This is a genomic window from Streptosporangium sp. NPDC050284, assembly GCF_044459525.1.
Classification (GTDB): Bacteria; Actinomycetota; Actinomycetes; order Streptosporangiales; family Streptosporangiaceae; genus Streptosporangium.
In genome coordinates, this window is the sequence record NZ_JBITIZ010000004.1 from 516,144 (window position 1) to 528,401 (window position 12,258).

The window sequence follows — 12,258 nt, forward strand, 5'->3', positions numbered from 1 at the left end:
CACATCGAATTCACCGAACATCAGTGCGGTGCGAGGGCACGATCCTACGCGCTTGAGGCGTCGCCCGCCCGGACGAACTAGGGCCTCACGCGACCCCGCCACCCCTGTACGGGGAGATCGAACTTCGCGACCAGCCTGTCGGTGAACGGCGCCCCGGTGTCCTCCAGACCGTGCAACCGCGCCAGCCGTACCGGTAGCTCCGCCCGCCGCAGTTCCACCCTCGCACCGGCCGGCAGGTCGAACCTGCGGCGGCCGTCGCACCACAGCACCGCGCCCGCCGTCTCCGGCTGGACCTCCAGTGCCAGCTTGGAGCGGGGAGAGACGACCAGGGGCCTGGCGAACAGGGCGTGGGCGCTGATCGGCACGAGCAGCAGCGCCTCCACCTCCGGCCACACGACCGGGCCTCCGGCGGAGAAGGCGTACGCGGTCGAACCGGTCGGCGTGGCACAGATCACCCCGTCGCACCCCCAGCGTGACAGCGGGCGCCCGTCGATCTCGGCGACCACCTCGAGCATCCGCTCGCTCTTCTCGACGGTGACCTCGTTCAGCGCCCAGCTGTCGGCGAGCAGCTTGCCGTTGAGGCGGGCGGTGACCTCGATGGTCATCCGCTCCTCGACGTCGTAACGGCCGTCCACCACGCTGTCGACCGCCTCCGCCAGGTCCTCCACCTCGGCCTCCGCCAGGAAGCCCACGTGGCCGAGGTTCACCCCCAGCAGCGGCACTCCCGCCGGGCGGGCGAGCTCGGCCGCCCGCAGGAGGCTGCCGTCGCCACCCAGCACGATCATCATCTCGACGGCGTCGACCGCCGCCGGACCCGCGGGTACCACGTCGGTCCCCGCGCAGGCGATCTCCTCGGCCTCGACGCTGAGGACCCGCACGGTCAGCCCGGCGTCCACGAGCCGCTGGATCACCATCCGGGCGCTGTCGACGGCCGCCGTCCGCCCGGTGTGCGCGGTGACCAGCACGGTGCGCTTGGCAGTCATCGACTCTCCTTGAACGTGGAGATCCTCGCCCCGGGGCGGGGGGAGGAAGCTGAGGTCTGGGTGGCAGAGGATTTGGGAGTTGAGGTCTGGATGGCCAGGAGGTTTCCGAGTGGTGGAGGTCTGGAGGGCCGAGGCCGGGTTCTGAAAGGCTGGGAGCCGGAGGGCTGAGGAGCGCGGCTACCGGGGGCCTTCCGCCACCGCTCGATCGATCTCCGCGTCAAGGTCGGGGACCGGCGGAGCGCCCTCTCCCTTGCCCAGCCAGATGACGTACTCGACGTTGCCGGACGGGCCCGGCAGAGGGCTCGCGGTGACCCCTCGAACGGTCAGGCCGAGCGTTCGCGCGGCTTCGGCCACGCCCCTTACCGCCCCGGCGCGAAGCTCCGGATCACGGACGACCCCTCCGGCGCCGACCCGCTCCCTGCCGACCTCGAACTGGGGTTTGACCAGCATCGCGAAGTCGGCCCGTTCCGCGGCGCACAGGGCGAGGGCCGGCAGCACCAGGCGCAGGGAGATGAAGGAGAGGTCACCGACGATCAGCGTGGGTGCCTCGCCGAGCATGTCGGGTTTCAGATCCCTGACGTTGACCCGCTCCATGACCGTGACCCTGTCGTCGGTCCGCAGCGACCACGCGAGCTGGCCGTACCCGACGTCGACGGCCAGGACGTGGGCCGCTCCCGCCCGTAGCAGTACGTCGGTGAAACCCCCGGTCGAGGCTCCCGCGTCCAGGCAACGGCGTCCCTCCACGGTGAGGCCGAGGGGACCGAAGGCCTCCAGCGCGCCGAGGAGCTTGTGCGCGCCCCGCGAGACATAGTCTGGTCCCTCGGCCGCCTCCGCGACCACGATCGCCGAGGCCGTGTCGACCTGGGTCGCGGCCTTAGCCGCCACCTGGCCGCCGACGCTGACCCGGCCTGCCTCGATGAGATGGGCCGCCTGCTCGCGGGATCGCGCCAGCTTCCGGCGGACGAGCTCGCTGTCGAGGCGTGTCCGCCGGCTCACGGGCACCGGTCCCGGGTGCCGTCCACCGAGGCGCGCCCCTGCCAGGGAAGAGCGTGTGCCAGGGCCGGTCCCGGCCTTGGCACACCACCCGGTGAGGTCGGTTCCCGCTCCGGGGCACCGTGCGCCGGGACGGTGGCCCGCTCCGAAGGGCTGTCCTGCGAGGCGGACTCCCGCCCCGAGGTACCGTTCACCGCGGCGAGCGCCTGCTCCAGTCCGGTGAACACCTCCTCGAAGACGTCCGCGTGCGCGGAGACGGGCAGAGCGCCGAGACGGGTGAGCCCGCCCAGCGCGGCGTCCGCCCGCTCGTCGCCCGTCTCCTCCAGCAGGTCCGTCATGCGCCCCCTCCGGAACCGCTCCTGGCCGCTTCGGCCGTCATGGTCGTCTTCGCGGCCCTTGCCGCCGTACGAATGCGGCTTCCACCGTACGAGCACGACGCTCACCGGCGCCGCGCCCGTGGATTCCCCGACCGTATCGGAAGCCGCGCCCCTCGTCGCCTTGGCGGGCTTTCCCGCCTTTCCGGCTTTCCTCCGCCCATACGCGGGTTCCCCTCCTCGACAGGCTCTCCCCACGCCATGAATCCGGCCCCCGTCTTCCCCTCAAACGCAGGGGGGCCGCGAGGGCCGATCCGCACAGACGCGGGGCATTCGCAGCGGCCGATCCACACAGACACGGGGGGATCCGCAGCGGCCGATCCACACAGGTCGGTCCAGCGCGGGCGAGGAAGGGAGAGATCTTCCAAAGATGGGTAAACCGCGAACTATCGCGGGAACCTCGATCGTTGTCATCCCATTAAGGTCGGCGACCGTCGGCGCATAACCCTGCGATGTTTTGAACGCCATTGCGGAAGCCTCTTTCTCCGGTGCCCCCGCGCCGGATTGCATGCCGTACTCATGTGGAACGCTACCGTCCGTACCTGAAAGGGATTCGGATCGGTCAGGGAGAAGAGAAGGGAGCGCCACGCGATGGCGACCGTCGACGAGTGCCGGGTGGCACTGCGCAAACTCGGCGAGCAGTTCGACGAGGTTGACCGGGAGAGCCGCGACAAGCACGTGGTCGAACGCAGTATCAGCTGCCACATCAAGGATCTCGGCGTCACCTTCTACGGCCACATCCACCACGGCGGCCTCGGCCCCTTCGAGGATCTTTCCTCGGACGACCGCAGACAGGCCGAGGTGAAACTGACCATCGGCAGCGATGATCTCATCTCGCTGGTCAACGGGGACCTCGACATGGGACGGGCCGTTTTCGGCGGCCGGATCAAGGTCGACGCCAGCTTCGGTGACCTTCTTCGCCTGCGCAAGCTCCTTTGAGGATCCCGCCCGAGGGCGGGATCACACGGGCGGAGAGGGTCACGGGGGGCGACGGCCCGCTCGGCACCGGCCTCCCGGCCTGGGCGCGGCATCAGGCGGAAGCACGTGAGGTCGCGACGAGGGGGGATGACGAGGGCTGGGCGGCCGTTGAGGCCCGGGGCCGAGCGGCCGTCTCAGCCGGAGCGCGAGGCCCGCGGCGAGAGCGCGGAGTCGAGTGCCGCCTTCACCGCGTCCTCGTCCGCCCGCCCCTCGCCCACGGCCTCCCAGGTCGCCGCGGAAGCCGCGCGGAGCCCGTCAAGCGACTCACCCCCGCCTTCGAGGGTGAGCGCGCCCTCCTCCCAGCGGGCCTTCCACCCCTCGCAGGCCCACCCGTCTGCGATCCTCCGCACCTCGGGGTAGGGCCGGTGCAGGTCGGACAGATCAGCGGCGACGTAGGTGGGCCGGTGCCGGGGAGCGGCGGTCAGCATGTCGAGCGGGCCCGCCACCCCCGTCAGGACCAGCAGGCTGTCCACTCCCGCGTTGGTCGCTCCCTCGATGTCGGTGTCGAGCCGGTCACCGACCACCAGAGGCCGCTGCGATCCGGTACGGAGCATCGACTCGCGGTGCAGGGGCGGCTCGGGCTTTCCCGCGACGATCGGCTCCACCCCGGTCGCCGTGGCGATGACCCTGACCATCGAGCCGTTGCCGGGAAGCTCCCCCCTGCCCGTCGGCATGGTCGAGTCGGCGTTCGCGGCAACGAAGAGGGCTCCCCCTCTCACCGCGAGCGTACCCTCGGCCAACAGGCCGTAGGAGAGATCGGGAGCGATGCCCTGGACGACCGCGACCGGACCCTCCAGGGCGGTGCTGACCGGGCGCAGTCCGTGGACGCGCAGTGCGGAGCGCAGCCCCATCCCACCGACCACCAGCACCGCGGCGCCCGGTTCGACCCGCTCGGCCACGACCCGCGCGGCGGCCTGGGCGGAGGTCACGACGTCCTCGGGTTCCGCTGGGGCGCCCAGCGCGCGCAGGTGCTGGGCGATGGCCGCGGGGGTGCGTGAGGCGTTGTTGGTGACGTAGGCGAGACGTACACCACGCTCCGCCGCCCGGCGCAGGGACTCCGGGGCCGCCGGTACGGCGTTGCGCCCGAGGTACACCACCCCGTCAAGGTCAAGGAGAAGGGTGTCATACGGGTCGATCAGTGTATTCGTGTCCACCGACCCATTTCATCACCCACGTTCCATCGCCCGCACCGCTCCCATGCGGCGGAACCGCCTGGATCACGTCCTGCGAACCCACACGGATCAACCGGGCGAGCATTCTCGGGGCGTATCGGCAGGGCACCCACCGGTCGCGCCGGCGGCAGGTACCGATCACGCCGGCAAGGTCGGCACCGATCACATCCTGCGGGCGTTCGGGATCACAGCGGCGAACTCGTCCAGATCACATCCTGCGGGCGCGCAACGTGGCGCGAACACTTTTCAGCGCGGAAACATAGTGCCGCAGGTCGGGCCGCATCGCGACGGCGATCGCCAGTGGCTCCTGAGCCCCTTCCATGTCCCCGGTGCGCCACAGGGCGAGCCCAAGACCGAAATACGCGTAGTCCTCAGCCGGATTGGCGTCGATGATCCATCGAAAGCTGTCGACGGCGTCGGCGTACTGCCGGGAGTTGAACTGCGCTCGGGCGAGGGCCTCCCGGATGCTCCGCGACTCCGGCTCCGCGTCGGCCGCCCGCTCCAGCAGCGCGACCGCCGCCGCCGGACTGCCCTCGGCCAGCAGCTTCGTCCCTCGTTGGAACCATTCGTAGACGTCCCCGGCCGGAGCGCCCGTCTCGGGGCTGGGGGAATCAGACGGACCGCCACGTCCTTGGACCATTGTGTGAGGCCTCCTTCATCGACAGACGACAGATCTGGCCGATTCCCTGACGGACCAGGCACCATCGCAGACTCGAAGCGGCCCCCGGCCGTTTCAGGCCTTTATGGCAGCATGCCCTCTATGGCGAATCCTGAACTGCCGATACCCGGCGGGCTGGTGCTGCGCCCGTTTCACGGCGTGCGGTTCACGGTCGACGATCTGGCCGGAGTCACCTCGCCGCCGTACGACCTCATCGACGAGGCCGAGGTGCGGAAGCTGCTCGACCTTCACCCCAACAATGTGGTGCGTTTGATCCTTCCCGGCACCGACCATCACAAATACGCCGAGGCGCGGGAGACGCTTCACCAGTGGCTCTCCTACGGGGTGCTGACCGCCGACGAGACACCCGCGGTCTACGTCTACGAGCAGTCGGGTCCTGGCATCCTGCAGCGCGGGATCATCGGCGACGTGGGCCTGGCCGGTCCGGAGCTGGGCATCATCCTTCCTCACGAGAACGTGATGCCCGGACCGGTCGCCGATCGGCTCGCGCTGATGCGCACCACGCAGGCCAACCTGGAACCCATCTTCCTGCTCTACGACGGTTCGGGCGGCGCCACCACACACCTCGTCGACCGCATCGCCGCGTCCCGGCCCCCTCTGGCGGAGACGGAGACCGAGGACGGGGTCAGGCATCGGCTGTGGGCCGTCACCGACACCGGCGAGCTCGCCTCCATCGATGCCGACCTCCGCCCCCGCCAGGCCCTCATCGCCGACGGGCACCACCGCTACGCCACCTACCTCGCGCTCCAGCGGGAACACCGCGCCTCCGTCACGAGTGACGCCGCGACAACCACGTCCATGGAACCCACGACAGCCGTGGAATCGATGACGCCCATGGCGGGCGTCACCCCCGTGGAGTCGGTGGAAGCCGCGAGTCCTGAGGAACCCGCGGAAGCCGCAGCCCCGGGGAGCCCGGTGGAGTCCACGAAAGTGGTGATCCCGATGAGTCCCCCGGAGCCCGGTCCGTGGGATTTCGGTCTCGCGCTCCTGGTGGACTCCAGCGCCTACCCACCGGATCTGAAGGCCATCCACCGGGTCATTCCCGAACTGCCGCTTGAGGAGGCGGTGGCCAAGGCGAGGGGCTCGTGGCAGGTGCACGACCACGCGGACCTGGCCGAAGGTCTGGCCGCGCTGGAGGAGACCAGCGGACCGGCCTACCTGTTGTCCGCCGGCGGGCCCACCCACCTTCTCACCGACCCCGACCCCGACCAGCTCGAACACGCCATGCCGTCCGAGCACTCGGCCAGGTGGCGGGCGCTGAACACCTCTATTCTCGCGGAGTTCCTTCTGCCGAAGGTGTGGGGGATGCGGGACGACGAACAGTCGGTGCGCGTCGTCCACCACGACCCTGAGGCCGCCGTACGGCTCGCGCGGACATCCGGTGGAACCGCGGTGCTTCTGCGCCCGCTCGCGGTCGACGAGGTGCTCGCGGTCGCGGCCCAGGGAGAACGAGTGCCTCGCAAGTCCACCTCCTTCGGTCCGAAGCCCAGAACCGGTCTGGTTCTGCGCACGCTCCCCTCGGGACGGACACCTTCCGGAGAAAACCCGCCCTCCGCGAAGTCAGGGTCCTGAAAAATCAGGGGAGCCGGAACCCTGAGAAGAGCCGGATCCCTCGGAAACTCCGAAATCGTGCGTTTCCCAGGTCTTGGAAGTCGGTCCGAGATCTCGGAAAATCAGTCTGACATTTCGGAATCCGGCATGCCCTGAAAGTAGGTAGGGCGTCAGTTACCCGACCTCGCCTGGATGAGCCGCGGCCCCCCTCCCCGTACCGTGGCCCTCTTTCTCACAGGCAGGAGTGAGCGCACCGGCCGAGGCGGGACGGGCGCAGGAGCCTCCTCGTCGCAGGCCAGGATCGTGATGACCTTGCGCTCAAGACGTCTCACCGAACGCACTTCGACCTCGTAGCCGGACGATTTGGCCCCTTCGCTTCCCCACCATCTCCGACGCAGCGAACCCGTCACCTCGACGATGTCATCGGGAAGCCAACTGGCCACGGCCTCGATGACATCGGTCTCGAACGACGCGCACGGAATGGTGTCGACCCGGGCGCCACGCCCGCGATGTCGCCGCCGGACGATGAGCCGCCAGGTGCCGAGCGTGCCTCCGCTCTGCAACGGCCTGATGTGGACCACCTCAGGTAGGCGGCCCACGAGAATGACCTCGTTACGATCCATGCGATCCTCCCTCGATCCTGCCTGTCGAGGACGACTCTCTACGATGTGAGCTGCGACGGAATGGCCGAATACTGTTCTGTGGATACCGGTTCCAGTTATGAGGTGGCCTGTGGACAACATCACCGCCCTCGGTGGGGACGTCTATGAGATCGATACGAGGATGGCCGGGTACTCCAGCATCACGGCCGGATACCTGATCCTCGGAGACCGTCCCTGCCTGGTTGAGACCGGTACCTCCACCTCCGCTCCCGTGGTGCGTGATGCCCTCACCTCGCTGGGCGTCGGACCCGGAGATCTCGCCACGGTCGTCGTCACGCACATCCATTTGGATCACGCGGGCGGGGTCGGCGACATCGCCGGTTTCTACCCGAATGCGGAGATCGTGGTTCACGAGAAGGGTGCCCGTCATCTCGCCGATCCATCCAGGCTGATGGCGAGCGCGCGAATGGTCTGGGGCGACAAGCTCGACACCCTGTTCGGCGAACTCTCCCCGACGGAAGCCTCACGGATCCGCGCGCTCGACGACACCGACACGATCGACCTCGGCAACGGGCGTACCCTGAACAGCCACTACTCGCCGGGGCACGCCAAACACCATGTCGGACTCATCGACTCCGGCACCGGAGACCTCTACGTCGGCGACGCGGCCGGGGTCTACCTCCCTGAGACGGGCGACCTGCGTCCCGCCACGCCTCCGCCGGACTTCGACCTGCGGACCGCGTTGGACTCGATCGCCCTGTTCAAAGCACTGGGCCCGCAAAGGCTGCTCTTCAGTCACTACGGACCGGTCACGGATGTGGAGGAGATCCTGGGACGCTCCGCCGAGGAGCTTCGTGTCTGGGTCGACCTGACCCGTCAGGCCCACACGGAGGGCATGGACCTGGATCACGCCGTTGCCATGGTCAGAGAGCGCACCCGCGACCGTTACGCGGCTTTGAAGGCGGACGAGGCGACCGCTGAACAATTCGAGCTGCTGAGCGGCGCCCCGTCCAACGTGGCCGGAATCCTGCACTGGCTGGATCGAATCCAGCCGTGAAAACGTGCCCTGCAAAGCTCGGGGCCGTTGTGACTCCTCCGCTCCTCGAAAGGAGCGGCTTCTCGCCTCCCTCTGTGGAGGTAGGCGACGGCCAAGCCCTGACCGTTTCAAACATAGGAACGGTGACAGGGAAGCGATTCACCCGCCAGGTAAACCTGGCATTCCCCTCGCTAAGAACGATGGAGACACCTCCCGCATTCCGGGCGCCCAGCTCGTCCACCCGGAATGCGGTGAAGGTCCCCTGGACTTACTTCTTCTCGGCCTTGCCCTGGCCCTGCTCGTCGTCCTCGCGCGGATCCTCGTCCTCATCTGAGTCGGCGTCGGAGACGTCACTCAGAATGTCGCCGAAGTCGGGCTCGATGAAGGCAGGGCCGACGGCGTGCTCCACCTTGCCCGGCTTCTCCTCCGTCTTCCGCTCGGCGTCGACCGCCTCGCCCTCGGAAGAGACCTTCTCAGGGGAGCTCTTCTCGGCAGAGTGCTCTTCGTCGGTGGAACCGTTGTCCGGAGCGTCATCGGCAGTGGGGGGATTCGCGTCGAAGTCGTCGTCAAAGAGATCGTCTTCGGCCTCGATCTCCTCGTCCAGAGCCGCGACGTCGTCGATGTCGGCGATGTCGGCGTCATCGTCGACATCGACGTCGTCATCGCCCTCGCCCTCGGCACCGGCACCGGCACCGGCACCGGCGTCATCGTTGGCGCGGGTGTCGCCGTCGACGAAGATTTCCCCGTCCTCGATGTCGTCCTCTTCGATGTCCTCGATGACAGCGCCCGTCAGCTCCGCGTAACGCTCGGCCGCGTCGGTCTCGCCGTCCTCGTCGAAGGTCATCGCCCGGCCGAACCACTCCGTGGCCGGCCCCTCGTGACCCGCCGCGGACAGCGCGTCGGCGTAAGCGAAGGCGAGACGGGCCGACCAGGGCTGGGGACGGGTGTCACGCAGCTCGGGAAGGCGCTGGAGGGTGATGACCGCGGCGTCGTTCTGGCCGAGGTCTCTCCGGGCGCCGGACTCCACGATGGCGAGTTCGATCTTGCCGACGCGGTCGAGCCGCTCGGCCTCCTTGGAACGGACCAGGTCAAGCGCACGTTCGGGGCGGCCAAGACCGCGCTCGCAGTCCGCCATGATCGGCAGGAACGAGTCGGAACCTGTCATCCGGCGAGCCGCGCGCAGATCGCTGAGCGCCTCGGAGAAGTGACCGGCGCGGTAGGCCGCGATACCGACGGCCTCACGGATCACTCCGATCCTGGCCGCGAAGCGGCGTGCGACCTTCGTGTGCTCGTAGGCCCGCTCCGCGTCGTCCTCGCCAAGAGCCCTCTCGGCCGCCACGAGATGACGGGCGATCAGATCCGCGAGGTCGAGCGGAAGAGAACGCAGCTCTTCGCGGATCTCCTTGTCGAGCTCCTCCGCGGTGATGTCCGGCGCGAGCTCGGGCAACTCCTCACGCTGGCCGCTGGGAGCCTCGTCGCGCCCCCCGGACCGGTCGTCCCGGCCATAGCGAGTGCGGGAACCCTCACCGTCGCGGTCGCGGTTCCCGAAGGGACGACCACCGCCCGGACGGTCGTCCCGGTTGAACGGCCTGCGCTCACCGCGGTCATCGCGGTTGAACGGAGGACGGTCACCACCGCGATCGTCGCGGTTGAACGCGGGACGATCCCCGCGATACCCGCCGCCCGGACGGTCATCACGGTTGAACGGCTTGCGCTCACCATCCGGCCGCGAACCGTAGCGGCTACGAGTCTGGTCGCGATCACCGTACGAACGACGCTCGCCACCACGATCATCACGGCTGGACGACGGCCGATCATCACGGTTGAACGGAGGACGATCCCCCCCGCGGCTGTCACGGTTGAACGACGGTCGATCGCCGCGATACCCACCCCCCGGCCGGTCGTCCCGGTTGAACGGCCTGCGCTCACCGCGGTCATCGCGGTTGAACGGAGGACGGCCACCACCGCGATCGTCGCGGTTGAAGGGGGGACGGCCACCACCACCGCGATCGTCGCGGTTGAACGCGGGACGATCCCCGCGATAGCCACCGCCCGGACGGTCATCACGGTTGAACGGCCTGCGCTCACCACCATCGGGACGCGAACCGTACTGACCACGCGACTGGTCACGGTCACCGTACGAACGACGCTCGCCACCACGATCATCACGGCTGGACGACGGCCGATCATCACGGTTGAACGGCCTACGCTCGCCACCGCGGTCATCGCGGTTGAACGGAGGACGGTCACCACCGCGGGTGTCGCGGTTAGACGACGGCCGATCGCCGCGATACCCACCACCAGGACGATCACCATACGAACGACGCTCGCCACCGCGGTCATCGCGGCTGGACGACGGCCGATCATCACGGTTGAACGGCCTACGCTCGCCACCGCGATCGTCGCGGTTGAAAGGGGGACGGCCACCACCACCGCGATCGTCGCGGTTGAACGCGGGACGATCCCCGCGATAGCCACCGCCCGGACGGTCATCACGGTTGAACGGCCTGCGCTCACCACCATCGGGACGCGAACCGTACTGACCACGCGACTGGTCACGGTCACCGTACGAACGACGCTCGCCACCACGATCATCACGGCTGGACGACGGCCGATCATCACGGTTGAACGGCCTACGCTCGCCACCGCGATCGTCGCGGTTGAAAGGGGGACGGCCACCACCACCGCGATCGTCGCGGTTGAACGCGGGACGATCCCCGCGATAGCCACCGCCTGGACGGTCATCACGGTTGAACGGCCTGCGCTCACCACCGCGATCATCGCGGTTGAACGGAGGACGACCGGAACCGCGGTCGTCACGGTTGTAGGACGGCCGGTCGCCACGATCACGAGAGCCGTAAGAACCACTCGGGCGCCCTTCTCGGCGCTCACCATACCGGGGACCGTCACCCGGACGTCCCCTGTCACCACCTGCGCGATCGCTGCGGCGGCCTCCCTGGCCACCGGATCCGCGGTTTTCGCTCTCTTCGCGACGGCCCGCGCCCTCAGGCCCGTTGTCACTGTTCACTTCTGGTCCATTCGTTGGGTCACTCTGCGAGCGCGTCCCATCTCCTCGTTCGGATGAGACGTTCGCTATCCGGGCGGTCTCCGGCCGCGGGGTGCGCCCCGTTCGCTATCGCTGCCCCGCCCTATCGTGGTCTGGCGCGACGAAGGCCACCCGCTGGTGGGGTGGCCCGGCCCTTCCAGCCTAGCAAGCCCCTGAAAGTCCATACGCCCTTCCCTTGCACCCATGAATGATCATGGACATCGCGACGGACCCTTTGCGGATGGCTTTTGAGAGAATCCCGGAGTCGTCCCAGCTGCCGGCCGGCACCTTGCCGTGGGAGCTGAAGATCGCTTAGTTGAGACTCCCCATAACGCAAAAAGGGCCCCCTCAGCGGAAGCCCATTCGCCGAAACCTCGAGCCCCGACTTTCTAATGCCCCGAGCGTCCCTTGGACGGTCCTGAGACACCGCTTGAAAAAAAGGGGGGCCGTGAAAGCACGAAAGGGCCCCCACCACATGGTGGGAGCCCTTTTCGTAAAAGATTGTCCGGCGGTGACCTACTCTCCCACACCGTCCCCGGTGCAGTACCATCGGCGCTGAAGAGCTTAACTTCCGGGTTCGGAATGTAACCGGGTGTTTCCCCTTCGCCATAACCGCCGTAACCCTATGAAACACACAAACACATACCGTTTGTTGTCTCAGAATTGCCTAGTGGACGCGGGCACAATCCCTGGCCTGGCGCTGCTCCGGACCCGGCGAAGGGACAGAGCGCTGCAACAGACCAAGCACATTGCTTTGTGGTCAAGTCCTCGGCCTATTAGTACTGGTCAGCTCCACACATTACTGCGCTTCCACTTCCAGCCTATCAACCCGGTCGTCTACCGG

At 68.1% G+C, this 12,258-nt stretch carries 11 protein-coding genes and 2 rRNA genes; 3 read left to right on the forward strand and 10 right to left on the reverse strand.

Going from position 1 to position 12,258, the window contains the following annotated elements:
• Positions 1 to 77: 77 nt before the first annotated feature.
• The 3 genes from ACIBH4_RS13300 to ACIBH4_RS13310 form a co-directional block, all read right to left on the reverse strand.
• Positions 78 to 983 (reverse strand): NAD kinase, encoded by a 906-nt coding sequence (locus ACIBH4_RS13300; RefSeq protein WP_362513813.1) that lies wholly within the window; start codon positions 981 to 983, stop codon positions 78 to 80.
• A gap of 177 nt (positions 984 to 1,160) precedes the next feature.
• On the reverse strand, positions 1,161 to 1,979 hold the full coding sequence (locus ACIBH4_RS13305; RefSeq protein ID WP_362513808.1) for a TlyA family RNA methyltransferase: 819 nt from the start codon (positions 1,977 to 1,979) through the stop codon (positions 1,161 to 1,163).
• Positions 1,976 to 2,314: a hypothetical protein gene (locus ACIBH4_RS13310; protein WP_362513804.1), complete on the reverse strand. Its 339-nt coding sequence runs from the start codon at positions 2,312 to 2,314 to the stop codon at positions 1,976 to 1,978. Before ACIBH4_RS13310 ends, ACIBH4_RS13305 begins: the two co-directional genes overlap by 4 nt.
• Positions 2,315 to 2,941: 627 nt before the next feature.
• Here ACIBH4_RS13310 and ACIBH4_RS13315 point away from each other — a divergent pair.
• Entirely contained in the window at positions 2,942 to 3,289 is a 348-nt protein-coding gene (locus tag ACIBH4_RS13315) for an SCP2 sterol-binding domain-containing protein (protein WP_362513801.1), read from the forward strand.
• A gap of 173 nt (positions 3,290 to 3,462) precedes the next feature.
• Here ACIBH4_RS13315 and ACIBH4_RS13320 read toward each other — a convergent pair whose 3' ends face one another.
• Positions 3,463 to 4,482 carry an HAD-IIA family hydrolase gene (locus ACIBH4_RS13320; RefSeq protein ID WP_362513798.1) on the reverse strand — a complete coding sequence of 340 codons (1,020 nt, stop codon included), beginning with the start codon at positions 4,480 to 4,482 and terminating at the stop codon, positions 3,463 to 3,465.
• A gap of 226 nt (positions 4,483 to 4,708) precedes the next feature.
• Positions 4,709 to 5,140: a tetratricopeptide repeat protein gene (locus tag ACIBH4_RS13325; protein WP_362513795.1), complete on the reverse strand. Its 432-nt coding sequence runs from the start codon at positions 5,138 to 5,140 to the stop codon at positions 4,709 to 4,711.
• A gap of 111 nt (positions 5,141 to 5,251) precedes the next feature.
• Here ACIBH4_RS13325 and ACIBH4_RS13330 point away from each other — a divergent pair, with 111 nt between their 5' ends.
• Entirely contained in the window at positions 5,252 to 6,751 is a 1,500-nt protein-coding gene (locus tag ACIBH4_RS13330) for a DUF1015 domain-containing protein (protein WP_362764985.1), read from the forward strand.
• Positions 6,752 to 6,900: 149 nt separating this feature from the next.
• Here ACIBH4_RS13330 and ACIBH4_RS13335 read toward each other — a convergent pair whose 3' ends face one another.
• Positions 6,901 to 7,353 (reverse strand): hypothetical protein, encoded by a 453-nt coding sequence (locus ACIBH4_RS13335; RefSeq protein ID WP_362513788.1) that lies wholly within the window; start codon positions 7,351 to 7,353, stop codon positions 6,901 to 6,903.
• Positions 7,354 to 7,450: 97 nt separating this feature from the next.
• Here ACIBH4_RS13335 and ACIBH4_RS13340 point away from each other — a divergent pair, with 97 nt between their 5' ends.
• Positions 7,451 to 8,389 carry an MBL fold metallo-hydrolase gene (locus tag ACIBH4_RS13340; RefSeq protein ID WP_386198217.1) on the forward strand — a complete coding sequence of 313 codons (939 nt, stop codon included), beginning with the start codon at positions 7,451 to 7,453 and terminating at the stop codon, positions 8,387 to 8,389.
• Between the two features lie 247 nt (positions 8,390 to 8,636).
• Here the strand turns inward: ACIBH4_RS13340 and ACIBH4_RS13345 are convergent, their stop codons facing one another.
• From ACIBH4_RS13345 to ACIBH4_RS13360, 4 genes are all read right to left on the reverse strand, one after another.
• Positions 8,637 to 9,815 (reverse strand): hypothetical protein, encoded by a 1,179-nt coding sequence (locus ACIBH4_RS13345; protein WP_399172053.1) that lies wholly within the window; start codon positions 9,813 to 9,815, stop codon positions 8,637 to 8,639.
• On the reverse strand, positions 9,722 to 11,263 hold the full coding sequence (locus tag ACIBH4_RS13350; RefSeq protein ID WP_399172055.1) for a hypothetical protein: 1,542 nt from the start codon (positions 11,261 to 11,263) through the stop codon (positions 9,722 to 9,724). The genes ACIBH4_RS13345 and ACIBH4_RS13350 overlap by 94 nt, the downstream gene beginning before the upstream one ends.
• A gap of 654 nt (positions 11,264 to 11,917) precedes the next feature.
• A 5S ribosomal RNA gene (gene rrf, locus ACIBH4_RS13355) occupies positions 11,918 to 12,034 on the reverse strand.
• A gap of 136 nt (positions 12,035 to 12,170) precedes the next feature.
• Positions 12,171 to 12,258, reverse strand: a 23S ribosomal RNA gene (locus ACIBH4_RS13360); the annotation flags it as partial.

Coding starts and splice junctions, on each gene's coding strand:
- ACIBH4_RS13315 (WP_362513801.1), top strand. CDS start 2,942: ATGGCGACCGTCGACGAGTGCCGGGTGGCACTGCGCAAACTCGGCGAG.
- ACIBH4_RS13300 (WP_362513813.1), bottom strand. CDS start 983: ATGACTGCCAAGCGCACCGTGCTGGTCACCGCGCACACCGGGCGGACG.
- ACIBH4_RS13350 (WP_399172055.1), bottom strand. CDS start 11,263: ATGGTGAGCGCCGAGAAGGGCGCCCGAGTGGTTCTTACGGCTCTCGTG.
- ACIBH4_RS13325 (WP_362513795.1), bottom strand. CDS start 5,140: ATGGTCCAAGGACGTGGCGGTCCGTCTGATTCCCCCAGCCCCGAGACG.
- ACIBH4_RS13330 (WP_362764985.1), top strand. CDS start 5,252: ATGCCCTCTATGGCGAATCCTGAACTGCCGATACCCGGCGGGCTGGTG.
- ACIBH4_RS13340 (WP_386198217.1), top strand. CDS start 7,451: ATGAGGTGGCCTGTGGACAACATCACCGCCCTCGGTGGGGACGTCTAT.
- ACIBH4_RS13335 (WP_362513788.1), bottom strand. CDS start 7,353: ATGGATCGTAACGAGGTCATTCTCGTGGGCCGCCTACCTGAGGTGGTC.
- ACIBH4_RS13310 (WP_362513804.1), bottom strand. CDS start 2,314: ATGACGGACCTGCTGGAGGAGACGGGCGACGAGCGGGCGGACGCCGCG.